General features: G+C 72.6%; 25 protein-coding genes, 3 tRNA genes and 2 pseudogenes. 19 read left to right on the forward strand and 11 right to left on the reverse strand.

The features are described from left to right. Positions 1-201: 201 nt before the first annotated feature. Complete coding sequence (locus tag OG989_RS13160) at positions 202-798, forward strand: expansin EXLX1 family cellulose-binding protein (protein WP_327030657.1); 597 nt, start codon at positions 202-204, stop codon at positions 796-798. A 13-nt stretch (positions 799-811) separates the two neighbouring features. On the opposite strand, the gene OG989_RS13165 is transcribed toward OG989_RS13160, so the two are convergent. The 3 genes from OG989_RS13165 to bcp form a co-directional block, all read right to left on the reverse strand. Then, entirely contained in the window at positions 812-1,351 is a 540-nt protein-coding gene (locus OG989_RS13165) for a GNAT family N-acetyltransferase (protein WP_327030658.1), read from the reverse strand. A gap of 67 nt (positions 1,352-1,418) precedes the next feature. Continuing rightward, a tRNA-Leu gene (locus OG989_RS13170) sits at positions 1,419-1,501 on the reverse strand. 67 nt (positions 1,502-1,568) lie between these two features. Further along, a complete protein-coding gene (bcp, locus tag OG989_RS13175) occupies positions 1,569-2,045 on the reverse strand; it encodes a thioredoxin-dependent thiol peroxidase (RefSeq protein ID WP_327030659.1) in 477 nt (158 codons plus the stop codon). 245 nt (positions 2,046-2,290) lie between these two features. Between bcp and OG989_RS13180 the strand changes: the two genes are divergently transcribed. Genes OG989_RS13180 through OG989_RS13195 form a run of 4 tightly spaced genes read left to right on the forward strand, consistent with a single transcriptional unit; the run spans position 2,291 to position 4,932 of the window. After that, entirely contained in the window at positions 2,291-3,007 is a 717-nt protein-coding gene (locus OG989_RS13180) for an energy-coupling factor ABC transporter permease (RefSeq protein ID WP_151456738.1), read from the forward strand. Next, positions 3,004-3,396, forward strand: a complete 393-nt coding sequence (locus tag OG989_RS13185; protein WP_151456737.1) for a PDGLE domain-containing protein — start codon at positions 3,004-3,006, stop codon at positions 3,394-3,396. The genes OG989_RS13180 and OG989_RS13185 overlap by 4 nt, the downstream gene beginning before the upstream one ends. A 7-nt stretch (positions 3,397-3,403) precedes the next feature. After that, positions 3,404-4,174, forward strand: a complete 771-nt coding sequence (gene cbiQ / locus OG989_RS13190) for a cobalt ECF transporter T component CbiQ (protein ID WP_327030660.1) — start codon at positions 3,404-3,406, stop codon at positions 4,172-4,174. Then, a complete protein-coding gene (locus OG989_RS13195) occupies positions 4,171-4,932 on the forward strand; it encodes an energy-coupling factor ABC transporter ATP-binding protein (RefSeq protein ID WP_151456735.1) in 762 nt (253 codons plus the stop codon). Before cbiQ ends, OG989_RS13195 begins: the two co-directional genes overlap by 4 nt. A 45-nt stretch (positions 4,933-4,977) precedes the next feature. Here OG989_RS13195 and OG989_RS13200 read toward each other — a convergent pair whose 3' ends face one another. The 4 genes from OG989_RS13200 to OG989_RS13215 are packed head-to-tail and all read right to left on the reverse strand — an operon-like array spanning position 4,978 to position 8,005. Then, positions 4,978-6,153, reverse strand: a complete 1,176-nt coding sequence (locus OG989_RS13200) for a hypothetical protein (RefSeq protein WP_327030661.1) — start codon at positions 6,151-6,153, stop codon at positions 4,978-4,980. After that, a complete protein-coding gene (locus OG989_RS13205; RefSeq protein ID WP_151457149.1) occupies positions 6,150-6,866 on the reverse strand; it encodes a DsbA family protein in 717 nt (238 codons plus the stop codon). Before OG989_RS13205 ends, OG989_RS13200 begins: the two co-directional genes overlap by 4 nt. After that, entirely contained in the window at positions 6,859-7,383 is a 525-nt protein-coding gene (locus OG989_RS13210; protein ID WP_151457150.1) for a MauE/DoxX family redox-associated membrane protein, read from the reverse strand. Before OG989_RS13210 ends, OG989_RS13205 begins: the two co-directional genes overlap by 8 nt. 31 nt (positions 7,384-7,414) lie before the next feature. After that, positions 7,415-8,005 carry a sigma-70 family RNA polymerase sigma factor gene (locus OG989_RS13215; RefSeq protein ID WP_151457151.1) on the reverse strand — a complete coding sequence of 197 codons (591 nt, stop codon included), beginning with the start codon at positions 8,003-8,005 and terminating at the stop codon, positions 7,415-7,417. A gap of 107 nt (positions 8,006-8,112) precedes the next feature. Between OG989_RS13215 and OG989_RS13220 the strand changes: the two genes are divergently transcribed. From OG989_RS13220 to OG989_RS31935, 4 genes are all read left to right on the forward strand, one after another. Beyond that, positions 8,113-8,757: a zf-HC2 domain-containing protein gene (locus tag OG989_RS13220; RefSeq protein WP_151457152.1), complete on the forward strand. Its 645-nt coding sequence runs from the start codon at positions 8,113-8,115 to the stop codon at positions 8,755-8,757. A gap of 84 nt (positions 8,758-8,841) precedes the next feature. Then, the gene (locus OG989_RS13225; RefSeq protein WP_192581573.1) at positions 8,842-10,506 is read left to right on the forward strand and encodes a copper resistance CopC/CopD family protein; all 1,665 of its coding nucleotides are present in this window, start codon (positions 8,842-8,844) and stop codon (positions 10,504-10,506) included. Between the two features lie 16 nt (positions 10,507-10,522). Then, positions 10,523-11,260 carry a YcnI family copper-binding membrane protein gene (locus tag OG989_RS13230; RefSeq protein WP_327030662.1) on the forward strand — a complete coding sequence of 246 codons (738 nt, stop codon included), beginning with the start codon at positions 10,523-10,525 and terminating at the stop codon, positions 11,258-11,260. Between the two features lie 141 nt (positions 11,261-11,401). Then, positions 11,402-12,559 carry a hypothetical protein gene (locus OG989_RS31935; protein WP_442791929.1) on the forward strand — a complete coding sequence of 386 codons (1,158 nt, stop codon included), beginning with the start codon at positions 11,402-11,404 and terminating at the stop codon, positions 12,557-12,559. A 155-nt stretch (positions 12,560-12,714) separates the two neighbouring features. On the opposite strand, the gene OG989_RS13240 is transcribed toward OG989_RS31935, so the two are convergent. Further along, a complete protein-coding gene (locus OG989_RS13240) occupies positions 12,715-13,983 on the reverse strand; it encodes a glycosyltransferase 87 family protein (protein ID WP_327030663.1) in 1,269 nt (422 codons plus the stop codon). Between the two features lie 76 nt (positions 13,984-14,059). Between OG989_RS13240 and orn the strand changes: the two genes are divergently transcribed. Further along, positions 14,060-14,650 (forward strand): oligoribonuclease, encoded by a 591-nt coding sequence (gene orn, locus OG989_RS13245; RefSeq protein ID WP_151454865.1) that lies wholly within the window; start codon positions 14,060-14,062, stop codon positions 14,648-14,650. A gap of 125 nt (positions 14,651-14,775) precedes the next feature. Continuing rightward, a tRNA-His gene (locus tag OG989_RS13250) sits at positions 14,776-14,848 on the forward strand. Positions 14,849-14,898: 50 nt separating this feature from the next. Here OG989_RS13250 and OG989_RS13255 read toward each other — a convergent pair. Together OG989_RS13255 and OG989_RS13260 are read right to left on the reverse strand one after the other, a co-directional pair. Further along, positions 14,899-16,197, reverse strand: a complete 1,299-nt coding sequence (locus tag OG989_RS13255; protein ID WP_327030664.1) for a L,D-transpeptidase — start codon at positions 16,195-16,197, stop codon at positions 14,899-14,901. Between the two features lie 295 nt (positions 16,198-16,492). Beyond that, positions 16,493-17,770 (reverse strand): L,D-transpeptidase, encoded by a 1,278-nt coding sequence (locus tag OG989_RS13260; protein WP_327030665.1) that lies wholly within the window; start codon positions 17,768-17,770, stop codon positions 16,493-16,495. A 187-nt stretch (positions 17,771-17,957) separates the two neighbouring features. Here OG989_RS13260 and OG989_RS13265 point away from each other — a divergent pair. The 8 genes and pseudogenes from OG989_RS13265 to OG989_RS13300 all read left to right on the forward strand — a co-directional run bounded on the left by OG989_RS13265 (position 17,958) and on the right by OG989_RS13300 (position 21,921). Next, positions 17,958-18,033, forward strand: a tRNA-Lys gene (locus tag OG989_RS13265). 292 nt (positions 18,034-18,325) lie between these two features. Beyond that, positions 18,326-18,925, forward strand: a complete 600-nt coding sequence (locus OG989_RS13270) for a hypothetical protein (RefSeq protein ID WP_327030666.1) — start codon at positions 18,326-18,328, stop codon at positions 18,923-18,925. A 26-nt stretch (positions 18,926-18,951) separates the two neighbouring features. Then, a pseudogene (locus tag OG989_RS13275) lies at positions 18,952-19,074 on the forward strand (hypothetical protein); the annotation flags it as partial. Between the two features lie 88 nt (positions 19,075-19,162). Then, positions 19,163-19,267, forward strand: a pseudogene (locus OG989_RS13280) (IS5 family transposase); the annotation flags it as partial. Between the two features lie 50 nt (positions 19,268-19,317). Further along, the gene (locus tag OG989_RS13285) at positions 19,318-19,635 is read left to right on the forward strand and encodes a hypothetical protein (RefSeq protein WP_327031292.1); all 318 of its coding nucleotides are present in this window, start codon (positions 19,318-19,320) and stop codon (positions 19,633-19,635) included. A 28-nt stretch (positions 19,636-19,663) separates the two neighbouring features. Beyond that, the gene (locus OG989_RS13290; protein ID WP_327030667.1) at positions 19,664-20,140 is read left to right on the forward strand and encodes an SMI1/KNR4 family protein; all 477 of its coding nucleotides are present in this window, start codon (positions 19,664-19,666) and stop codon (positions 20,138-20,140) included. A gap of 216 nt (positions 20,141-20,356) precedes the next feature. After that, positions 20,357-20,911 carry an RNA polymerase sigma factor gene (locus OG989_RS13295; protein WP_327030668.1) on the forward strand — a complete coding sequence of 185 codons (555 nt, stop codon included), beginning with the start codon at positions 20,357-20,359 and terminating at the stop codon, positions 20,909-20,911. Continuing rightward, on the forward strand, positions 20,911-21,921 hold the full coding sequence (locus OG989_RS13300) for a CU044_5270 family protein (RefSeq protein ID WP_327030669.1): 1,011 nt from the start codon (positions 20,911-20,913) through the stop codon (positions 21,919-21,921). The genes OG989_RS13295 and OG989_RS13300 overlap by 1 nt, the downstream gene beginning before the upstream one ends. A gap of 236 nt (positions 21,922-22,157) precedes the next feature. Here OG989_RS13300 and OG989_RS13305 read toward each other — a convergent pair whose 3' ends face one another. Continuing rightward, on the reverse strand, positions 22,158-23,423 hold the full coding sequence (locus tag OG989_RS13305) for a peptidoglycan DD-metalloendopeptidase family protein (RefSeq protein WP_327030670.1): 1,266 nt from the start codon (positions 23,421-23,423) through the stop codon (positions 22,158-22,160). Between the last annotated feature and the right edge of the window lie 126 nt (positions 23,424-23,549).

The raw sequence follows: 23,549 nt of genomic DNA on the forward strand, positions 1-23,549 counted from the left end.
GGCCCTCGCCGCGCCGCCCGCCGCCGGCGTCGTCCACAAGGGACAGGCCACCTTCTACGACTCGGAGGGCGCCGGCGGGAACTGCTCCTACCCGGCCGCGCCCGCGAACCGGCTCTACGTCGCGTTGGGCCCCGACGCGTACGCGGCTGGCGCGGCCTGCGGCGGCTACCTCGACGTGACCGGCCCGCAGGGCAACTCGTCATGGACCAGTGCCCGGAGTGCGCCGACGGGCACCTCGACCTCTCCCGGGAGGCGTTCGCCCGGATCGCCAACCCCGCGGAGGGGGTCGTGCGGGTCAGCTACCGCGCGGTGGTCGACCCGCCGCTGACCGGCCCGCTCACCTTCCGGATGAAGGAGGGCTCGTCGCGGTGGTGGTTCGCCGTCCTGGTCGCCGGCCACGGCAACCCGCTGCGCGCCGTCGAGGTGCGGCCGGTAGGCGCCGGTGGCTGGCGCTCGGCGGCGCGAGAGGACTACAACTACTGGCTCGTCCCGTCCGGCGCCGGGCCCGGCCCGTACGAGATCCGGGTCACCGACACCCGGGGTCACCGGGTCACCGCCACCGGCGTCCGGATGGCGCCGGGGCAGGTTCAACGCGGCACGGTCCGGATGTACGGCCGGGGTGGCGCCGCCGCGACCCGCCCACCGTCGCCCACGCGGCCCCCCTCGGCCCGGCCCGATCCGACCGCCACGGCCCCGGCGACCCCGTCGGCGATGCGGTCCCCCGGCCGGCCGGTGGCGGAGGCTGCGGTCGAGCCTTCCGCGCTCGCGTCCACGTCGCCGCGCGCCTGCGGGGGCTGAGGGCGGGCCCGGCTCAGCGCGCGGGTGCCGGCGGGGCGGTCAGGTCCAGCCACATGAGGATCTCGTCGCGGTCGTCGCCGGGGGCGACCCGCAGCGCGCCGGGCAGCCGCCCGATCTCCCGGTAACCGAGCCCCCGGTAGAACCGGTCGAGCCCCAGCCCGTCCCGGACGGTCACGTGCAGCGCCTCCCAGCGCATCCCGCGGCCGAGGCGCTCGGCCTCGCGCATCAGCGCGGCGCCGTACCCGTTGCCCTGGGTGTCCGGGTGGACCATCACCCGCTTCAGCACGCACCAGTGCGCCTTCAGGTCGAACCGGTTGTCGCAGAAGATCAGCGCGGCGACGGGCCGCTCACCCGAGTACCCCACGAGGAGGCGGTCCGGGCCCTCCGCGATGCCGGCGAAGGTGGGATCCGCCGTGTGCCGTACGTCGGCGACGGTGACCGGCGGCACGAAGCCGACCGCCCCGCCGGCGTTGGTGACGTCGACCCAGAGGGCGACGATCCGTTCCCGCAACTCGGGGGTCAGCTCGGGATCGAGGACGAAGCGCAGGCTCACCCGGTAATCCTGACCGCGCGGGCCCCGCGCCGACCCGCGATCGTGACGCGCGCGACAGGGCGTTCGGTGCGGGAGGGGGGATTCGAACCCCCACGTCCTTTCGGACAATAGGACCTAAACCTACCGCGGCTGCCGTTACGCCACTCCCGCTGACCCGCTGAGTCTAGAGTGTCGCGCCGATCCGGTGGTGGGCTCGGTACCGGCGCGGGCGGCGACCTCAGTCCAGCCCGAGATCCCGGCGCAGCTTGGCGACGTGGCCGGTGGCCTTCACGTTGTAGAGCGCGCGCTCGATCTTGCCGTCCGCGTCGATGACGAAGGTCGAGCGGATCACGCCGGTCACCGTCCTGCCGTACGACTGCTTCTCGCCGTACGCGCCGTAGGCGGTCAGCACGGACCTGTCGGTGTCGGCGACCAGCGGGAAGGTGATGGCGTCGCGCTCGCGGAACTTCGTCAGCTTCTCCGGCTTGTCGGGCGAGATCCCGACGACCTCGTAGCCGGCGGCCTGGAGCGAGGCGAGCGAGTCGCGGAAGTCGCAGGCCTGCTTGGTGCAGCCGGGCGTCATGGCCGCCGGGTAGGCGTACAGCACGACCTTGCGGCCGCGCAGGTCGGTCAGCGAGAGCGTCTCGCCGGTGTCGGTGGGGAGGCTGAACTCGGGCGCGGGGTCACCGGGGGAGAGGCGGTCGGGCGCGGTCATGGCACGACCCTACCGCCGGCCCCGGCCGTCCCCGGACGGCACGCCGACCCCGACGGGAGCGCGTCCCGGCCGCCTCCGGGACGGCGCGCCGACCCGGCCGGGACGCCGCCCCGGCCGGCATGCCGGGTCGGGCGGCGGACGCGCAATCGGGCGTACGCCAGTTGCCAACTCTTGGCAACAGCCAAGCTCGGGAAATAGGCTGACGTCAACGGCCAGGCCTGGCCGGGCGACGCGTGGGAGGCCGCGTGGAGAACCTGGCGATGCACATCTCGAACGGGATCGTCGACGGTCCCGTCGCGGCGGTGTTCGCGGCGGTGGCGCTGCTCGCGATGACGTTCTGCGTCCTGCGCGGCAGGCGTGACCTGGACGACCGGTTGGCCCCGATGGCCGGGCTCGTCGCGGCCTTCATCTTCGCCGTGCAGATGCTCAACTTCCCGATCTTCACCGCCGGCGTCAGCGGTCACCTGCTCGGCGGGGCGCTCGCCGCGATGCTGGTGGGGCCGTGGGTCGGCGCACTCTGCGTGGCCGTGGTGCTGGTCGTGCAGGCGCTCGTCTTCGGCGACGGCGGCGTGGCCATGCTCGGGCTCAACATCACCAACATGGCCGTGCTCGGCACCGCCGCGGCGTACCTGCTGATCGCGCTGCTGCTCCGGGTGCTGCCGCGCACCCCGGCCGGCCTGGGCGTGACCGCCTTCGTCTCCGCGCTGGTCAGCGTGGTGGTCGCGTCGATGGGCTTCGTGCTCCAGTACCAGCTCGGCGGCACCACCGACCTCGGCGGCAACCTGGGCGGTCTGGCCGGCACGATGGCCGGCGTGCACCTGCTGATCGGCATCGGCGAGGGCCTGATCACCGCGACCACGGTGGTCACCGTCGCGAAGGTACGGCCCGATCTCGTCTACGCGCTGCGCGGGCTGCGCGCGGCGTCCACGCCCGCCGTCCCGGCCGTCGGAGGTGTCCGGTGAGGAAGCGCTCCTGGGGATTCGTCGTCGGCGGGCTGCTGGTGGCCCTGCTCCTCGCCGGGGTGGTCAGCAACTTCGCCTCGTCCCACCCCGACGGGCTGGACTCGTCGCTGCGCGAGGGCTGCACCTTCGACGCCGACGACAACATCACCGGCGGCAACTGCCCCGCCCAGCGGGAGCGCGAACACGAGGTCGGCGGGCCGCTGGCCGACTACGGGGTGGCGGGGATCGACAACGAGTTCCTCTCCACCGGCCTGTCCGGCGTCCTCGGCGTGCTGCTCACCTTCGCGGTGGCCGGCGGGGCGTTCTGGCTGGTCCGCCGCCGCGGCCCCCGGGACGAGGACGCGGCTGGGGGCGCCCGCACCCCCGTCGGGGCGTCGGGTCGGGAGTAGCGACCGGATGGGCGCCGGGCACGCGCACGTGCTGTACCGGGACGCCGCGTCACCGGTGCACCGGCTCCCGCCCGAGGTCAAGATCGCGGCGATGGTGGCGTTCACCCTCGCCGTGGTCGGCACCCCGCGCGAGGCGTTCTGGGCCTTCGGCGCGTACGCCCTGCTGGTCGAGGTGGTGGCGGCGCTGGCCCGGGTCGGGCCCGGCTGGCTGCTGCGCCGGTCGCTGATCGAGCTGCCGTTCGTGCTGTTCGCGGTGGCGCTGCCGTTCCTCGGCGCCGGTGAGCGGGCCGACGTGCTCGGCCTGAGCCTGTCGGTCGACGGGCTGCTCGGGGCGTGGAACATCGTCGCCAAGGGCACCCTGGGCGTGCTCGCCTCGCTGCTGCTCGCCGCGACGACCACGACCCGGGACCTGATCGTCGGCCTGGACCGGCTGCGCTGCCCGCAGATCCTCACCCAGATCGCCACGTTCATGCTGCGCTACCTGGACGTGCTGGTGGGCGAGGCCCGCCGGATGCGGGTGGCGCGGATGTCCCGGGGCGACGATCCGCGCTTCCTGTGGCAGTTGCGCGGCTTCGCGACCGGCGTCGGCGCGCTCTTCCTGCGCGCGTTCGAACGCGGCGAGCGGGTCTACCTGGCGATGCTGTCGCGCGGCTACACCGGGCGGATGCCGGCGGTGTGGCAGGGCGCGGGCGCGGCGACCGCCGGGCAGTGGCTGGTCGCGGCCACCGTGCCGGTCCTGGCGGCCGGCATCGCCGCCACGGCCGTCGTGCTGACATGATCGGTGCCGTGCAGACCGCCCTCTCCCTGGACGTTCGTGGTGTCCGCTACGCGTACCCGGACGGGCACGTCGCCCTGCACGGGGTGGACCTGACCGTGCCGCGCGGCGACCGGGTGGCGCTGCTCGGCCCCAACGGCGCCGGGAAGACCACGCTGGTGCTGCACCTCAACGGCATCCTCACCCCGGCTGAGGGGAGCGTGAGCGTCGGCGGGCTGACCGTCAGCCAGGACCGGGCCACGCTCGCCGAGGTACGCCGCCGGGTGGGCATCGTCTTCCAGGATCCGGACGACCAGCTCTTCCTGCCCACGGTCGCCGAGGACGTGGCGTTCGGGCCGGCCAACCTGGGCCTGCGCGGGGCGGAGCTGTCCGCCCGGGTGGACGAGGCCCTCGCCGCGGTCGGGATGGGCGAGCACCGGGACCGCGCGCCGCACCACCTCTCCTTCGGGCAGCGGCGCCGCGTGGCGGTGGCCACCGTGCTCGCCATGCACCCGGAGATCCTGGTCCTCGACGAACCGTCGTCCAACCTCGACCCGGCGGCCCGCCGCGAGCTGGCCGGGATCCTGCGCGCCCTGCCGGTGACGCTGCTGATGGTCACCCACGACCTGCCGTACGCCCTGGAGCTCTGCGACCGCTCGGTCATCCTGGACGCCGGCCGCGTCGTCGCCGACGCCCCCACGGCCGACCTCCTGGCGGACGCCGACCGCCTCGCTAGCCACCGCCTCGAACTCCCCCGAGGCTTCACCCCCACCCCCCGCTGACGCCCCCGCACCCCCGCGCCCCACCCCGAGGCGTCGATCATGCACTCATGGTGCCCGATCCGACCTCTTCTGCTCCGGTTCGTCCCCCGCCACAACTCCATGATCGACGCGCGGGGCGGGGGTGGAGGGCGGGGTGGGGGGAGTGGGGGTGGGAGGGGGAGAGGGGGTGGGGCGGGCGGCGTGGAGGCGGAGGGCGCCGGCTGCCGTGGCGCCCGCGCCGGCGACGAGGATCAGGGCGACCAGGATCCGGGCCGTCGTCGCCGGCCAGGGCACGGGGGCGACGGCGCGGGCGAAGACGGCGGCGTTGGCCACCCCGGCGAAGAGCGCCAGGCAGGCCCCGGCCAGCGCCAGCGCGAAGTCGGCGGCCGGCCGGCGGGCCAGCGCGAAGACGCCCGCGGCGACGGCGCCGAGCCCGGTCAGCAGCGCCCAGACCTGCCCGCCGAGCAGGCCGGTCAGCACCCCGCCCACGCCCCGCGCACCGGCGTCCACCTCCCGGCCCACGGTGAACACCACCGCGGCCACCCCGCCGACGACCAGCAGCACGCCGAGCCCGGCGAGCGCCCGCGCGCCCGGCCCGGAGCGGGCCGGCAACAGCCCGAGAGCCCCCACGGCCAGCAGCCCGACCGTGGCGACCACCCACCAGACGTACGCGTCCGGCGGCGGCACCCAGTCGAGGGTGCCGCGGATCTCCCCCGTCCCGGTGTCGGTGCGCAGCGGCACCGTCCAGTCCCGCACCCGGTGCTCCCGGTGCGGGGCGGCGCGCACCTGCGGCGGCGGTGCCGACTCCCGCCAGAGTGCCCGCTGGTCGTGCCAGCGCGCCGTGGCGGAGTCGTCGACGCGTCGCCAGTCCGGTGCGGCGGCGGGGTTCGCCTCGGCGGGCAGCCGCGTGTCCCCGGCGATGGTCCGGTTCAGGTACGTCGCGGGAGAGCGGACGTTCTCGTACACGCCGTCGGGGCCGACCCGCAGGTAGGGCTCGCCGGAGTAGCCGAGCACCTCGACGGCGCGGTCGCCGGTGTTGGTCAGCTCCAGCCGCGCGCCCGCCTCGATCACCCGTACGCTCAGTCCGGGGCGGGCCGGGGCGACGGCGGTCACCTCGGTGCGGTAGTCGGTGCCGTCGGGCGCGTCCGCGCCGTGCGCGGCGGCCGGGGCGGCGAACGCGGCCGTCGCCGTCAGCGTGCCGGCGAGCACCAGGCCGGCGCGGGTCACCAGGTCGCGGATCACCTGCCGGCCGCCTCCACCGCCGACTTGATCCCCTCCGGGCTGCGGTCGGCGATCTGCTCGCCGTCGACCAGGATCGTCGGGGTGCTGGTGATGTTGGCCTTGCTGGCCTCCTGCGTCACGTGCTCGGTCCACGGCTTGAAGGTGCCCGCCCGCAGGCAGGAGGCGAAGCCGTCCCGGTCGATGCCGGTGCCCGCCGCGATGTCGGCCAGCTCACCGTCGCTGAGCCCCGCGCCGCCCTCCGGCGGCTGCCGGTCGAACAGCGCCTTGGCGTACTCCCGGTAGCGGCCGCCCTCCGCCGCGCAGCCGGAGGCGGCCGAGGAGCGGGTCGAGTACTGGGTGCTGGAGAAGCGGTTCAGGTACGCGACCGGGTGGTAGACGACACGCACCTTGCCCTCGCTGATGAGCTGGTCGATGGTCGGGCCGCTGGCCTGCTCGAACTGCTTGCAGGCCGGGCAGAGGAAGTCCTCGTAGATGTCGATGGTGACCGGGCCCGAGCCGGCGACGACCCCGGTGCCGTCCTCGGTCGAGCCGGTCGGCGCGGTGAAGTCGTCGGAGCGCTGGCTGGAGTAGACGCTCCAGCCGATCAGGCCGGCGACGACTAGGACGGCCACGGCGGCCACGGAGACCCAGAGTGTCCGCTTGCGCCGCCGCTCCCGGGCCAGCTGCTCGCGGACCATCCGGGCGGAGCCCTTCTGCCCCTTGCGACTACTCATCCTCGTCCTCCACGGATGCGTCCCCCGCCAGCCAGCCGTCCACCGAGACGGGGGTGCGGGGCCAGATCAGCAGGAACCCGGCCAGCGCCAGGAATCCCAGGTCCCGGAGGATCTCCGGGAGGTAGCTCGGGGTCTGGCCCTCGGCGAGCTCCCCGCCGGCGCCGAAGCAGCCGCAGTCGATGGCGAGGCCCCGGCTCCAGGCCGAGACGATGCCGACGATGAAGACCACCAGCAGCGCCGCGGACACCCCGGCGGAGAGCCGGGTGGCCAGGCCGAGGAGCAGCAGCAGGCCCAGCGCCAGCTCGACGAAGGGCAGCGCCGCGCCGATCACCGTGGCGAGGTCGTACGGCATGACCTGGTACGCGTTGACGGCGCGGCCGGAGGCGGCCAGGTCACCGACCTTGCTGCCGCCGGCGACGAGCCACACGGCGGCCAGGCCCAGCCGGACGGCGACGCCGAGCCAGGGGCGGACGGCGGGCCAGCGGGCGACCCGGGTGTGCGGTGCGGTCACGATCATTGGTCGTCCCGTCCCCGGCGGAAGTTCCCGGTCATCCGGCGAGGGCGTCGCCGACCGCCTCGACGAGGTCGTTGCGGGCCCGGGCCACCCGCGAGCGGATGGTGCCCACGGGCACCCCCTCCACGGCGGCGGCCTCGGCGTACGACAGGCCGAGCAGTTGGGTGAGCACGAACGCCGCGCGGCGCTCCGCGGGCAGCCGGCGGACCAGGTCGGCGGCGCCGAGCTGGCCGGCGGGGTCCGGGTGCGGCCGGTCGGTCCAGGCGTCGGCGGCGAGCCGCTCGCCGAGCCGGCGGCGACGCACGACCGTGCGCAGGTGGTCGGCGCAGGCCCGGCGGGCGATGCCCAGCAGCCAGGTGCGCGCGCTGGAGCGACCCTCGAATGCCGGCAGCGCCCGGAACGCCCGCAGGTAGGTGTCCTGGGTCAGGTCGTCGGCGCTGTCCGGATCGACAAGCGCGGCGGTGAAGCGCCACACCTCGGCCTGGGTCAGCCGGACGAAGGCGGCCTGGGCGACGGGGTCCCCGTCACGGGCGGCCAGCGCCCACTCGGTCGCCGACTCCCGCGCAGCGACGCCCGCGTCACCGGTCGGACTGGCGGCGGAGGTATCGCGCGGGGCGGGGATCACGACAGTCCAGGTTACGCGGCGGGGCCGGGCCGGGGAGGGTCCTTCGACCCTTCCATGGCCTGCGCCACCCTGGGAACTAAACCGGTGCGTCGCACGACTATCCCCACATGACATGCGACGACGTACGCGCGGCGTTGTCGGCGCGGCTGGACGGCGAGGACCCGCTGGCGGCGCCGGCGGTGCTGGACGCGCACGCGGAGAGCTGCCCCGGCTGCCGGGCCTGGCTGACCCACGCCGAGCAGGTCACCCGGCTGGTCCGGGTGCAGGCCGTGGCGGTGCCCGACCTGACCGCGTCGGTGCTGGCGGCGGTCGCCGCCGATTCGCTGGCGGCCGGACGCACCCGGGCGGCGGCCAGGGCGGCCCGCCGTCAGGTGCTGCGGGTGGCGGTCGCGGTGGCCGCGGTCGCCCAACTGGCGATCGCCCTGCCCGTCCTGCTGGCCGGGCTGGGCGTGACCGTCGATCCGCACACCAGCCGCGAGATGGCCTCCTTCGACGTGGCGCTGGCCGTCGGCTTCGCGCTGGCCGCGTGGCGACCCGAGCGCGCCCGGGCGTTCGTGCCGGTGGCGCTGGTGCTGGCGGTCTGCCTGGCCGGCACCAGCGCGGTGGACATCGCCAACTCGACGACCGCGCTGGTGCACGAGGTCGGGCACCTGGCCGCCGTGGTGCAGGCGGGGCTGCTGTGGGCGCTGGGACGGGTCAGCGACGAGCCGGACCGCCGGCCGTCGACCGCACTCCTGGCCCGTCATGGCTGACGCCGCCCCGGGCGGGCCGGCCCGGCCGGTACCGGCGGCGCGGGGCATGGTCGGAGTCGCGCCGGGCCGGTCGGGTTCGAGAGCATTGCCGGCATGAGTGTCGCCAACCGCCGCCCGATCGCCCGGCTGCTCGCCGTCGCCGGCCTGCTGGTCACCGTCGTCGCCCTGCTGATCGCCCCCGCCGGCCCCGCCAGCGCCCACGCGGTGCTGGTGAGCAGCAGCCCCATCGCCTCGGCCGTGGTGTCGAACGCGCCGGCGGAGGTCGTACTCACGTTCAGCGAGTCCGTCCGCAAGGTGTCCGGCAAGATCCGGGTGATCGCACCGGACGGCTCCCGCGCCGACCGCGGCGAACCGACCTTCGAGGGCACCGTGGTCACCGTGCCGGTCGACCCCGCCGGGGCGCGCGGCACCTACCTGGTCAGCTACCGGGTCATCTCCTCCGACAGCCACCCCGTCTCGGGCGCGTTCACCTACTCCGTCGGCGCGCCCTCGACGCCCCCGGTCGACAGCGGGGACGACAGCCGGGCCGACCCGGTCGTCGGCAACGCGGTCAAGGTCGCCAAGTACGCCGGCTACGCCGGCCTGCTGCTGCTCGTCGGACCGACGCTGGTGCTCGCCGCCCTCTGGCCCCGGCGGCTGCCCCGGCGCGGACCGGCCCGCCTGGCCTGGGCCGGTCTCGGCCTGCTGGCGGTCTCCACGGTGGCGAACCTCCTGCTCCAGGTGCCCTACACCGCCGGCGGCGGCGTGTTCGACGTCACCGGCGAGGGGCTGAGCGACGTGCTGGGCAGCTCCTTCGGCGCCGCGCACCTGGTCCGGCTGGGCCTGTTGGCCGCGGCGGCGTTCCTGCTCCGACCCCTGATGGCGGGGCCGGTCGAGCGGAGCGATCTGGTCATCCTCGGCGTACTCGGGGCGGCGGCGCTGGTGACCTGGCCGCTGGCCGGGCACCCGGCGGCCTCGCCCGCCCCGGCGGTCTCCGTGGTCGTCGACGCCGTCCACCTGGGCGGCATGGCGGTCTGGATGGGCGGGCTGGTGATGCTCGCCGTCTTCCTGCTGACCCGGGCCGACGAGCGGGAGCTGGGCGCGATCCTGCCGATCTGGTCGCGCTGGGCGGCGCTGGCCGTCTCGGCGCTGCTGCTCGCCGGCACCGTCCAGGCGCTGATCGAGGTGGCCACCCCCCGCGCGCTTGTCGACACCACCTACGGCCGGCTGGTGCTGGGCAAGATCGGGCTCTTCGCGCTGGTGATCGCGGTGGCCGCGTACTCCCGGCAGTTGGTGCGCCGGCGCACCGCGGCCGGCCGGCCGACGTCGATGCGGCGGGCGGTCTGGGCGGAGTTGGCGATCACGGCGGTGGTCCTCGGCCTGTCCGCCGTCCTGGTGCAGACCACCCCGGCCCGCACCGCCGGCGCCGACGTGGCCGGTGCGCCGGGCCGCTTCTTCTCCACGACGCTGTCCAGCCCGAACTACGACCTCCAGATCGAGCTGGACCCGGCCGAGCGGGGCAACAACACCGTGCACTTCTACGCGTACACGAAGGACAACCGGCCCCAGCCGGTGGTGGAGTGGCGGGCCACGGTCGCCCTGCCGGCGGCGGGGATCGAAGCGATCCAGGTCCCGCTGCTGCCGCTGACCGACAACCACGCCACCGGCGAGATCAACTTCCCGGCTGCGGGGGAGTGGCAGTTGCGCATCACGGCCCGCACCTCGGACATCGACCAGGCCACGGTGACCACCACCGTGCCGATCAGGTAACAGGAAGGCTCGCACCATGATCCGTCACCGGCGTACCGCAAGCGCCGCCGCCGCCCTGGCGCTCGGCGCCGTCGCCACCGCCGTCCTCGGCTTCGCGGCGCCCGCCTCGGCCCACGTCACGGTCAACCCGCAGGAGGCCACCCAGGGCGGCTACAGCCGGTTCGCCTTCCGGGTGCCGAACGAGAGCGACACGGCCTCCACCACGAAGCTGGAGGTCGTGCTGCCGGAGAACGCGCCCATCGGCTCCGTGTCGACCATGCCGGTGCCCGGCTGGACGGTGGCGGTGGAGAAGCGCAAGGTGGACCCGCCGGTCGAGGTGCACGGCAGCCAGCTCAGCGAGGTCGTCTCCAAGCTCACCTGGACGGCCACCGGGAGCGCGGCGGTCAAGCCCGGCCAGTTCCAGGAGTTCCCGGTGTCGATGGGGCCGCTGCCGCAGGTCGAGACGATGGTCTTCAAGACCTTGCAGACCTACTCCGACGGCAACGTGCAGCGGTGGATCGAGGAGCCGCTCCCCGGCGGCGAGGAGCCGGAGAACCCCGCCCCGGTGCTCACCCTCACGGCGGCCTCGCCGTCGACCGCCCCCACCGGCGCCGCCGCGCCGCAGGCCGCCGGCGACGACGACGATGACGACGCCGGGAGCGACGACGTGGCCACCGGGCTCGCGGTCGCCGGCCTGGTCGCCGGCGTGGGTGGCCTGCTGCTGGGCGGGCTCGCGTTCTCGCGTACGCGGCGGGCGCCGACGTCGCAGGAGTGACCCGCCGTACCGCTCGCCGGCCCGTCGGATGATCCGGCGGGCCGGCTGCTTTCCCGGCCCCGTGCCGTGGATATCCGCTGCTGGCTCGCCCCACGTCGGTAAGGTCGGCCGGGTATCCGGCTACGGAGGGGGACGAGGCGAATGCGGATCGTGCGGGTGCTCGCCGCCATGCTGCTGCTGACGGTCGGGATCACGGCGCTGCTCGCCGGTGGGGCGCTCACGCTGCTCGCCCGGCAGGCCGACCCGGGTGGCGCCTTCAGCGCCCGGTTCGAGACCGTGCAGACCCCGGGTCACGCGATGGTCGTCCGGGACGTGGACGAGCTGCTGCGGACCGAGGCGCCGTTCACCCGCGCCGGGCAGGCCCGGCTCCGGCTGGACGCGCGGACGCCCGACGGCCCGGCCTTCGTCGGGCTGGCGCCCGCCGACGAGGTGCGGCGTTGGCTCGACCCGGTGCCGCATGCCGAGGTGCGCCGGGTGGCGCTGGCCCGGGGGCCGCTGCCGGTCCGGTTGCAGCCCGCCGGTCCCGCGCCGTCCGCCGGTCCCGCGCCGTCGGTCGCGCCGATCGGCCAGCCCTTCTGGGTACGCGAGGGGATCGGCGCGCTGGAGTGGACCCCGGCGGAACTGGCCGACCGGCGGCTGAGCCTGGTGGTGATGCGTCCCGACGGGCGGGCCGACCTGAGCCTGGAACTGCGCGCGGGGCTGCGCGCCGGCTGGACCGCCCCGGCGACTGCCGGACTGCTGGCCGGTGGGGTGCTGGCGGTGGCGCTGGCCCTGCTCCTGCTGCGCCCGGTGCGGCCCCGCGAGGTGGTCTTCGTGGTCGAGCCGGACCAGGTGCCGGTGCTCGCCGGCCGCCTCGGGGTGACCTCGCTCGCCGGCCTCGGCGCGCAGCCGACCCGGGACAGCGACCGGTCGCGCGTCGCCGGGCGTCAGCTCGCCTCGGTCGGCGCCGCTCCCACGGGATCCCGGCCGGCGATCGGGCCGGTGCCCGCCCGCCGCCCCGCGACGCTCGCCGACCTCGCGGGAGGCGACCCGGCGCTCCGGCCGCCCGAGGTGAACCTCACCCTGGCCTGGCCGCCCGCCGCCCCCGAGGAGACGGCCGACCCGGTCGCCGTAGCGGACCGCCCCCGCCCCGCCGCTCTCGCCGCCGCCGCTTCCGATGCCGGCACTCCCGGCGCCGCCAGAACCGGCGCCGGCGCTCCTGACGCCGCCGCCGCTTCAAACACCGGCGCTTCCGAGGCTGGCGCTTCCGAGGCTGGCGCTGCCGACGCCGGCCGGCAGTCGCCCGACGATCCGCGCTGAGCCGCGTCCGGCCCCTGCCCCGCGTCGGCACCCACGCGGGCACGGACGGCGAGCGGCCCTCCGCGCTGCCGACGCGGAGGGCCGCCCTCACCGGGGGATCGGTGCTACCCGAGAGACGTCTGAGGTAGTTACGACCAGATTAGCCATGAAGGGCGCTACTTGGGAAGACTGTCCATTTCCCGCGACCTGCGGCCCTCCCGCCGCACCGGGAGGGTCACCAGCAGCAGCAGGCTCAGCAGCACGTACGTGTTGCGCACCAGGAACTCGCCCGGCGAGTCCGTACGCACCGGGGCGATGCCCCAGTCGTGGAAGGTCACCACCCCGTACACGATGAGGGCGGAGGTGCCGACGGCGAGTGCCGCCAGCAGACGTCGCCGACCGGCGCCCTCGCCGGTCGTGGCGTCGGCGCTCAGCGCCGCGTCCGTCAGCACGACCACCGCCGGGATGAACCAGTAGATGTGGTGGGTCCAGGTGATGGGGCTGACCAGCGAGCCGACCAGTCCGGTCAGGGCGAGGCCGGTGAGCGTGTCCCCGGCGCGGGCGGCCCGCGCGGCGCGCCACAGCCCGTACCCGGCGATGGCCGCCACCAGCAGCAGCCAGAGCAACTGGTGGGGCTTCTCCGGTGCGGTGATGCGGCTGAGCAGGCCGAACAGCGACTGGTTGCCGGTGTAGTCGGTGCGGCCGACCCGGTCGGTCGCCCACAGCTCGTGGGTCCAGAACCGCCACGAGTCGCGCGGCGCGACCGCGGCGGCGAGCAGGGTCGCGGCGGCGGCCGTCGCGCTCGCCACCGCCGCCGCCCGCCACCGCCGGGTGGCCAGCAGGTAGACGATGAAGATGCCCGGGAAGAGCTTGAGCGCCGTCGCCAGCCCGACGCCCACGCCGGCCCACCGGCTCGCCCGGGGTACGGCGAAGAGCAGGTCCGCCAGGATCAGCACGACCAGCAGCATGTTGATCTGACCGAAGGTGATCGTCTCGCGGGTGCTCTCGACGGCCAGCACCAGCAGGACCGCCACGGTGAGGCTGAACACACGGGGCAGCCCGTGCCGGGCGATCACCGGCGCGAGCAGCCACCGGGTCGTGACCACCACCGCCAGTCCCGTCAGGACCGTGAAGATCGCCACGGTGGCGCCCAGCGGCAGCAGCGCGAACGGGCGCAGCAGCAGCGCGCTGAACGGTGGGTAGGTGAAGTAGAGCTCGCCCTGCACCCGGTCGGGCTGCACGTAGTCGTAGAGCGGGTTCCCGGCCGCCCACCAGTCCATCGCGCGCATGTAGATCTTCAGGTCGAAGAAGTCGTGCACCATGCCGGGCAGGTAGAGCGCCGGCAGCACGGCGGCCAGCGCCAGCAGGGTGACGAGCCGACGGACCGTACGGCCACCGGGATCGTCGTCGGTGACGGCGGGCGGTGCGGCGGGTTCGGCTGGCACGGAGGAAACCCTAGCGGTCACCGCGTGCCCCGGTGCGCGGGCGCGCGGCCGGGTGGGCTGCGCGTAGGCTGTCCCGGTGGCTGATCTTCTCGTCTGGATCGACTGTGAGATGACCGGGTTGGACCTCGGCAGGGACAAGCTGATCGAGGTCGCCGCGCTCGTCACGGATCCCGACCTCAACGTGCTCGGGGATGGCGTCGACGTGGTGATCCACGCCGACGAAGCGGCGCTGGAGGCGATGCCCGAGATCGTAACGACGATGCACGCCAAGTCGGGGCTGACCGAGGAGGTCCGGCGCTCGACGGTGACCCTCGCCGAGGCCGAGGACATGGTCCTGGACTACGTGTCCAGCCATGTGAAGGATCCGCGTACGGCACCGCTGTGCGGCAACTCGATCGCCACCGACCGGGGCTTCATCACCCGGGACATGCCCCGCCTCGACGCGCACCTGCACTACCGGATGATCGACGTCTCGTCGATCAAGGAGCTGTGCCGCCGCTGGTACCCGCGGGTGTACTTCGGCCAGCCCCAGAAGGGGCTCGCGCACCGGGCCCTGGCCGACATCCGGGAGAGCATCCGGGAGCTGGAGTACTACCGGCGGACCCTCTTCGTGCCCCTGCCCGGGCCGGACGTGGAGACCGCCAAGGCAATAGCAGCCGGACTCTGAGCCGCCGGGCACAACCCGCTCGGCGGAACCCGCTGGACGCGGCGGGCGGGGGTGGGGCTATTATTGGTCCGCACCCCGCCCGGGGCGATCGACCGGGCGTGGATCCATCGGGTGTGAACGGCATGGTGGCTGTAGCTCAGTTGGCAGAGCACCGGGTTGTGGTCCCGGTTGTCGTGGGTTCAATTCCCATCAGTCACCCGGTGACCGAAGGCCCCCTCCTCGCGGAGGGGGCCTTCGGCGTTTCCGGCTCAGGCGGTCGGGGTGGCCGTGGGCGCGCCGGTCTGCTCCGGGGTGGCCTCGGTCGGCGGCTCGTACGGCAGGGCGCTGCCCTTGACGTACTGCTCCCAGCTCATGTTCCAGTCGGTCCAGCCGTTGCCGTTCTGGAGCTTCCGTTCCGTGCCCTTGACGGTGATCGGGTCGCCGACGCGGGTGTTGGCGAACAGCCAGGCGCCGTTGGCCATCGAGACGTTCACGCAGCCGTGCGAGACGTTCACCCGGCCCTGCTGCCCCTCCGACCAGGGCGCGGCGTGGATGAACTCGCCGCCCCAGGTCAGCCGCTGGGCGTAGTCGATCTTGGTGCGGTAGCCCTCCTCGGGGCCCAGCTCCTCGAAGGTGTCAAAGACCGTCTTGCGCAGCTTCTCGATGACCACCATCGTGCCGCTGGAGGACGGGGTGCTCTTCTTGCCGAGGCTGACCGGGATGGTCTTGATCACGGAGCCGTCCTTCGTGACGGTCATCCGCTTGGTCTTGTTGTCCACCGTCATGACCACCGCCGGGCCGACCTTGATGCCGACGCTGAGGTCCGCCCGGCCGTACCAGCCGCCGCCCAGCGGCAGGCCGCCAGCCTGGACCCGGTAGGAGACCGTGCTGTTCGTCTTCCAGAACTCCTTCGGGCGGTAGCGGATCTCGGTCGGGCTGACCCAGTGCCAGATGCCCTCCTGCGCCGGTACGGAGGTGACCGTCATCCGGCTCTGCACGTCGTCGCGGTAGTCCTCCGGGACGGCCCGGCTGAACTTCACGATCAGCGGCATGCCGACGCCGACGACCTGGTCGTCACCCAGGAAGCTGCTGATCCGGACCTGCTTGCCGGGCTTCGCCATGGTGGTGAAGGTGCTGGTCGCCGTCGCCGGTCGGCCGTCGTCGCCGGTCGCGGTCACCGTCGCGGTGTACGTCTCGCCATACTTCAGCGCGCCGGCGGGCAGCCAACTCTTGCCGTCGGTTGCCAGCTCGCCCTCGACGGCCCCACCGGCGGAGTCCTTCAGCTCGACGCTGGTCTGCTCCGCCTCCGTCGCCGTGAAGGTGATGCCGGTGGACGCGGGTACGTCCTTCGCGTCGGCCTTGGGTTCGACGATGGTGGCCGCCGCCTTCGGCGCGGCGGGCTGGTCGTCGCCGTTCTGCCAGCCGCCCGAGGGCTTGCCCCCGCCGCCGTCGGTGCAGGCGGAGGCCAGCGCGAGCGTCACGGCGAGCACCGCCGCCGCGAATCCACGGCGTCGTCGACCCCGCCGGTCGTCCCCGTGCCGGATCAGCTGGTCCTGGACAGCTCGCATGATTCCCTCACAGTCGTGGTCCCCGGTTGCCCATCGTCCCTCACTGACGCACCGGGGCAGGTACCCGTTCCGCAAGGTGAACCGAAACACGCGGTACGAGATGTCCGAATGTTGATAAGATCCGAGGCTTTACCGAGGCTCGCTCGCCTCTCCCGGCCCGCCGTAGTACGTGCCGGCAGCGGGCTCCCGGGGCGTCGCCGGCGTCGCGGGCCCGGAACGGCGGCGCGGCAGGGCCACGAAGACGGCGACCGGCCCGCGGGTGCGGGCCGGTCGCCGGATCGTCGGTGGGCGTGCCTCAGAAGGCCGATCCCTCGCCGGCCTCCGGCACCGGCACCGCGCTGCCCTTGACGAACTCGGACCAGCTCTGGCTCCACGCCGTCCAGCCGTTGCCCGGCGTCAGCTTGCGCTCGGTGCCCTTGATGGTGATCGGGTCGCCCACCTTGGTCTTCCCGAACAGCCAGCGGGCGTTCGCCATGGAGACGTTGACGCAGCCGTGCGAGACGTTCTGCCGGCCCTGCACGTGCTCCGACCAGGGCGCCGCGTGGATGTACTCGCCGCCCCAGGTGAGCCGCTGGGCGAAGTCGATCTCCGTCACGTAGCGGTTCGCCGGGTCCGGATCGTCGCGGGTGTCGAAGACCGTGGACTCCTTCTTCTCCATCACGACCATCGTGCCGCTGGAGGAGGGGGTCTTCTTCTTGCCCAGGCTCACCGGCAGGGTGCGGACCACCTGGCCGTCCTCGTACACCGTCATCTTCTTGGTGGCGTTGTCCACCTGCATCTCGAACGCCCGGCCGATCTTGGCGGTCGCCGCACGGTCGACGTTGCCGTAGCGGCCGTTGCTCAGCGGGATGCCGGCCAGTGCGATCCGGACGGTGAGCGTGGTGCCGGCCTTCCAGTACTCCGGCGCGCGGTAGTAGGCCTGGGTGCCGTTCTCCACCCAGTGCCAGGCGCCCGGCTGCGGCGGATCGGTCTGCACGAACATGCGCTTCTGCACCGCCGCCCGGTCCTTCTTCGGGATCCCCGGGTGGAACTCGGTGACCACCGGCATCGCCACGCCGTAGGTCTTGTCGTCGAAGAGGTAGAGGCCGGAGCTGATCACCGACTTGGGCTTCGCCATCGTCGTGAAGGTGCTCTTGCCCTGGCTGGTCGTCCCGTCGGAGCCGGTGGCGGTGACCGTGGCCGTGTAACGGGTGCCGTACTTCAGCGGCTTCGACGGCACCCAGGACGAGCCGTCGGCGCGCAGGCGCCCCTCGACCTGGCCGCCGTTGGCGGCGGCCAGCGTGACGCTGGACACCTTCCCGCCGCCGGGCACCTCAGCGCTGATCTCGGAGCTGACCGGCCGGTTCTTCCCCCCGTCGGCCGGGCTGACCGTCAGCGGCGGACCGCTCGGCGCGGCCGGGGTGCCGGGCTCGGCCGCCGTGCCCGTCGCACCAGGTGTGGCGGACGTGGCCGGCGCGGTGCCGCCGACGAACTCCGCCTGCTTCTTCTGCTCCGCGCCGCAGCCCGTCAGAGCCAGCGACGCCACCAGGCCGAGGGCGCCCACCATCGCCCCGGCCCGCGCGAACATGCCCATCCCCACCTCTGTTCTCGCGTACCTGGCGCACATCGTGCCGCATGGTCGCCGCTTGTCCGCCCCCTGTCCTCGTCCGCCCGGCCGTTTCGTCCACGATTGCCCGGTAAGCTCGGCCGAAGGGGGGAGCCGGGGATCGGATTGGAACCCCCCTCGGGAGGCATGCTAATCTTCTCCCCGTTGCCAACGAGCGCCGCTAGCTCAACTGGCAGAGCAGCGGACTCTTAATCCGCGGGTTCGGGGTTCGAGTCCCTGGCGGCGCACCAGCAATAAGGGCTCTGGCCTGGTGGTTCACACCGGGCCGGGGCCTTTTTCGTGTACGTCGGCGGTGGGTGGTCGCTCGGTGGGTGCTCTGGAGCCGTTGGACGGTTCCGGTAAGCCATGGACGCGGTGCCGTGATCGTGGACACAAGCTAGCCAGCCGGTGGGGCGGTGCGCGTTGCCGGCAGCCGGGATGCCGGCCGAGACATGGGCCGTCCGCGGGTTTCCATGGCCGATATTTGGCTCTGGCCCCTTCCAGGGCGTGGCGTCCAATGGACCCTGCGGGAGGATCCACGCCGTGGATGTTCCCGAGCTTCTTCGTCGGGCTGCCCGTCACGTGCCCGCGGTTGGGACGGGTGCGGCCGGCACGACGGTGGCCGATGCCGACGAGTACCTCGACCACGACGAGTGGGAGGTCGCGCTGGGCATTCTCGTGGAACTGGGCGACGCGTACCGCTCCGAGACCGCCTTCTGGGATCTGCTCGCGGAGGCAGCGAGGATGATGTGGCAGTCCCGGACCGAGCGGTGGTGCCACTGGCGCCGCTTTGAGGTCGTTCACGGGGTGATACGCGCGGACCTTCAGCTCGTGGATCCGGACGTTGCCGGCGGCAGGCGGACGCCCATTCCTGGCGACGGGCGCCTCCGTCCGTTGTGGGACATCGGCGATGTGACGGCGGCGGGCGACCCGGACCTCTACGTCGCGCGGCTGTGGGTCGAGGCGCAGCCGGATCTTCAGCCCGGCGGGAGAGCAGTGGTCCGCCTGGCTCCGCTGAGCCCGCAGCGATGGCGACGTCTGGTGCCCGGCGACGTGATCACGATGCACGAACAGATGCCGGTGGTCGGGATCGCGAGCATCGTCGAGTCGGTCCTCCCCGTTGGCGATGATCGCGAGGCGTGACGAAGGGTGACGCGGGCGAGTTCGGCATGTCTCCGTGTCGACCTGATCGCGGGCGGGTTGCGGCGCCCCGGAGGCGGTGGCGGATCCTGTCGTTCCTGGCGCAGGACGGTACGGCGTCGACACTGGATGTGGCCCTGGTCTGCGACGTGTCGCGGCTGACGGCCCACCGGGACCTGACCTGGCTGCACGGTTTGGGGTTGGTGCGTCGCGAAGCTCGGCGGAGGACCGCACCCACACCTGGTCCGACTGATACGTCACCGGGCGGTCGCGACCCGCTACGACAAGCTCTCCGTCCGATTCGAGGCGGTCGTGCACATCGCGGCGATCAACGAATGGCTGTGACCAGCATGGGATCCTCGAACCCCAGCACCGGCTCACCAAGGGACAGCAGCATGGCCGCCGACTACTACGACGCCGATACCGAGAACGGCGACCACATCGCCGACCCGTCCGAGGACGCCCTGTACATGTTGCTGCAAGACCTCGACCAGCCCGACAACACCTTCGTCACCATCAACCCCGCCGACGACAGTGACTGGTACGCCTCGGTCTCCCTGCTCGATGACGGCAGCTACGAGGTCGAACGCCGCGACCCAAGCCACCACCAGCACGAACACACCACAGGAACCAACATCTCCGCGATCGCTAAAGACCTGACGATCTGGCTGGCCGACCGTGACTACCCCGGACGGCCCACCAGCCGATCCTGACCTCTAGAACACGCCCTAGGAGTCGCAGATGATCGACGGCATGGACCTCGAGGAGTTCGACCAGCACGTTCAATCACTGCGCACCCGGGCGGCCAGGTCCGGCTTCGAGGAAATCGAAGACTTCAAGGTGATCGAAGGGCTGACCGCATCGGCGGAGGACATCACCGAGGCGGAGCGAGCGCTGAGCGCGACTCTGCCCAAGCAGTACAAGGCATTCATGATGCGCTACGGCGGCGGGCAGTTCGGATTCCTCGACCTGCTGCCCGTACCCACAGCAGCGTCCGCGCACCACGTCGACGACGTCGTCTCCATCAGCCAAGCCGAGTTCCCGGACGGGTCCTTCGTCGCAGTGGCACCCGTCGGCACAGGCGACTACTGGTGCTTCCCCGTCCTCGGCGGCCGGTGCAGCGACGAGGTGTGGTTCCACTACCACGACACCGACGACCCAACACTCGAGGCACCAGACTTCCTGGAGTTCGTAGCACGGCGCGGTATTCGACCCTGACCCAGGCAGGCACCACACTCCGGGCCGACGACATCACGCAGATCCGCGCGGTGCTTCACGAGCGCCGCGGCTTTGTCCTCTATCGAGGTAGACGCCGCCGCGTCCGATCGTGGTCACCGGGGTTCCTCAGTACCGGCTGGGAGAAGCTCGTCGGTAATCGTCGGGCCTGTCGTGACACAAGCCAGGGTGAGAGTCGCCGAGGCAATGGGGGTTCGGGTGGGTCCACCGAAGAAGAGGGACGAGGGCTGGTTTACCGGCCTCTACGTCGCCGAGTACGCGAACGTGGTGAGGTATGGCCTGCGTCGACTCGCGGACTCCGACGCGTCGGCGGAGCTCGCCCAGGAGGTCTTTGTCGTCGCCTGGCGTCGTCGTAACGAGGTGCCGGATCGCGGCCTGCCCTGGCTGTACGGGGTGGCTCGGCGGCTTCTTGCGAACCACTGGCGGTCGCGGCGCGGCGCCCCCGATGTCCTGCCCATCGCTGGTGCCGACCTGGCACGGGTCGCCAGCTCGTCGGGTGCGGACACCACCGTCGGGGTCGCCGATGTCCGGGCCGCGCTGGCCATCCTCAGCGAGCTCGATCAGGAAATTCTCCGGTTGATCGGCTGGGAGGAGTTGACGGTGTCCGAGGCGGCCCAGGTTCTGGGCTGTACTCGGGCGACTGCGGCGGTGCGCCTGCATCGCGCCCGCCGCCGCCTCGCCGAAGCGATGTCGGGCCGGCCCGCTCAGTCCCGGCGCTGCCCCGTGTTGGCGACTACGCGAGAGGAACTGTGATGTTCGGAGCAGAGCGCACCCGTACCCTCCTCGGCCCGGTCGACCCGGCCCGGACCGCCGCCGTCGCGCCGCCGCTGGTCTCGGCAGACGAGCTGATCGACCGCGCTGGCACCACCGAGATGGTCGCCGGGCGTCGTCGCGTACGCCCGACCCGCCGGCTGGTTCTGACGGCGGGGACGCTGGCGGTCGCGGTCGGTGCCGTGGCCGTTCTCCAGCCGTTCGACAGGCCCTCACCGGACGTTCCGGGCGGGCCCGGGAGCACAGCGGGATCGGTGCTCGTACCGGTCTCGTACCAGTTCGATACGGACCCGCCGGAGGCTGGCCCGCAGCTGCGCGCGCTCGCGGGCAAGATCAAGGATGCGGAGTACGACCACCTCGGCGGGCGCTACATGTACCACCACACGAAGGTGTGGGGCGATCCGGTGATGACCTCCGCCGACGGCCGTCACCGGGTTGCCTTCGCTGGCGAGACGAAGGTCTGGCAGGCCGCCGACGGGACCGGCAGCCAGATCAACACGCAGTTGGAGCCGCAGTACCCCGACCAGGAGTCCCGCGACTACTGGCAACGCAACCTGGGCTCGCGTCCCGCAGTTGGCGCCACGGCGGCTCCGGCCATGATCCCGCTGCCGCCCATGGAACTCACGCCACCGTCGGCCGACCCGTCGCGGCTGCGCGAACTGCTGAAGGTCGAGCACGGGCCGGGCGCCGCGAGCAAAGAAGTCAGCACTCTCTATGCGCAGTTCGTCATACCGCGTGCGGCCCGAGCGGAGATCCTGCGGGTCCTCGCCGACGTGCCCGGCATCCGATGGCGGGGACAGGTGACCGATCGCGCCGGTCGGGACGGGGTCGCCGTCACCTTCGACGACCGCGAACACCAAGCGCAGTCTCTGCTGATCTTCGACCCGAAGACGGGTGAGCTGCTCGCCCACGAGCGACTGACGCTGTCGCCCGTGCGGATCAGCGCGTACCAGGTGATCCTCGATACCGCCTGGACTGATCGAACGGGTTGAACGCCGAACTCCGGGGCCGCTCCTTCCGGGAGCGGCCCCGCCGCAATCTCGGGTGCCAGAGCTGTGGCTGGACAGGCCGCCCGCGCTCTTACTTCAAGTAGCCATCGTGCCGATGTGTGACGCATGATCGCCGAGTCGGGTCGAGCTTGTCGCGCACCTCTGAAGGATCAGCGCCGCACTGAAGGCCGGCACCCGGTCTGGTGCCTGGGCCGACCCGCCCTGGTGGATCGTTACTGTCACATGACGTGTAGGAAGGCCGCCCAGCCGTTCCCGATCTTGACGGGGTTGCCGAGGCCGGTTCCGTTGTGGGGGTAGTACCAGAGGTTTCCGTTGGCGTCGACTCCCAGGATGTCGGCGGCGCCGTCGCCGCTCCAGTCGGCGGCCATGACGTGCTTGAAGGTCGCCCAGCCGTATCCGATCTTGACGGGGTTGCCGAGGCCGGTTCCGTTGTGGGGGTAGTACCAGAGGTTTCCGTTGGCGTCGACTCCCAGGATGTCGGCGGCGCCGTCGCCGCTCCAGTCGGCGGCCATGACGTGCTTGAAGGTCGCCCAGCCGTATCCGATCTTGACGGGGTTGCCGAGGCCGGTTCCGTTGTGCGGGTAGTACCAGAGGTTTCCGCTGGCGTCGACTCCCAGGACGTCGGCGGCGCCGTCACCGCTCCAGTCCGCGGCCATCACGTGCTTGAAGGCCGCCCAGCCATTCCCGATCTGCGTGTAGCCGGACAGTTTGTAGCTGTTGTTCGGGTAGTACAACAGCCTTCCTGAGGAATCGACTCCCAGGACGTCGGCGGCGCCGTCACCGCTCCAGTCGGCGGCCATGACGTGCTTGAAGGCCGCCCAACCGATCCCGATCTTCACCGGGGTGCTGAGACCGGAAAGGTTGTGCGGGTAGTACCAGAAGTCGCCGTTGGCGGCGACCCCCAGCACATCGGCGGCACCGTCACCACTGAAGTCGGACACCCGTTCGCCATCAGCTCCGGGCAGGTTGGTGGAAAGGGAGTTCTGGCTCACGGGCGCGGTGCCGGTGGGATAGTTGGTGCCGTTCTCCACGGTGTTGGGGATCTCGCGGCTGAGCTGGGAGTCGCAGTAGACGACGTTCCAGTGCAGGTGTGGACCGGTCACATTTCCGGTGGCGCCGGACGCGCCGATGTGCTGCCCCTGCGCCACCCATTGCCCTCTGTCGACGATGGTGGTGCTGAGGTGGGCGTACTGGGAGCATCGATTGTTGCCGTGGTCGATCAGCGCGATTATGCCTCCGCCGCTGCTCCATCCCTCGTAGCGGACGGTGCCGGCGGCCGAGGCGACGATCGGGGTGCCCTGCGGCATGGCGAAGTCGACGGCATGTCGGTTGTAGCCGTCGTTGTGGGAGTAGCCGCTCCCGGGGGTCTGGGTGATGGTGTACGCGTGTCCAGCCCGGTAGGGCAGCTTGAATGGTGCGCCACTGCCGGCGAGCGCGGACCCCTGAGGAACCAGGATTCCGAGCACGGCGACAAGCGCAGCCATGCTGACTGCGATATTCCGACGCAAGTGAGCCTCCATGTACCTATGTGGAATATCGACCTTGCAGCCGCAACCCATGAGCCACGGACCTTCGGGCGCGATCTGGCCCAGAGGGTGTCCCAACGAGGC

The sequence above is a fragment of the Micromonospora sp. NBC_01740 genome, assembly GCF_035920365.1.
GTDB classification, from domain to species: domain Bacteria; phylum Actinomycetota; class Actinomycetes; order Mycobacteriales; family Micromonosporaceae; genus Micromonospora; species Micromonospora reichwaldensis.